General features: G+C 73.1%; 1 protein-coding gene. It reads left to right on the top strand.

Annotated features, from left to right (window positions below; all coding sequences use genetic code 11):
- Positions 1–358, top strand: a 358-nt coding sequence (locus AC2JF9_RS08875; protein ID WP_500727035.1) for an adenylyl-sulfate kinase, incomplete at its 5' end; no start/stop codon positions are given.
- Positions 359–472: the final 114 nt, after the last annotated feature.

The following is a 472-nucleotide window of genomic DNA, read 5'->3' as shown; positions in this document are numbered from 1 at the left end:
CCACAAGGCGGAGGCGCAGGACGCGCTCGCCGAGGAGGAGAATCGCATCACCTGGATCGGTGGCGCGTCGCGCGCCGGGCGGGCGGGCCTGGCCGCGCGCATGGAGCAGCGGCTCCGCGCGCTGGGCCGCGGCGTCTTCGTGCTGGACGAGGCGGCGCTTGCCGGATTGAACGGCGACCTTGCGGACGACGAGGAGGCGGAGCGCATCCGCCGCGTGCGCGAGGTCGCCAAGCTGATGGCCGAGGCGGGCCTCCACGTGCTCGTCACGGCGGAGGTGCCGGACGGCGATGCGCATCCTGGCCGCCGCGTCGAGAGCGGCGAAAGCGACAATGAGGGGACGGACGAATGGGTGATCTGAGGCTTGCCGCGCGGGAGGCCGGGCGATGAGCGCGCCCGAGACCTTTCCCCAGGGCGCGCTGACGCTGGAGCAATGGAACCAGGTCCATGCGCTCGCGCAGACGCTCAGCCCGGA

The organism is Lactobacillus sp. C449L (genome assembly GCF_059900815.1).
The sequence above is the reverse complement of the archived record's forward strand: the minus strand, read 5'-3'. Positions and strand labels throughout refer to the sequence as shown.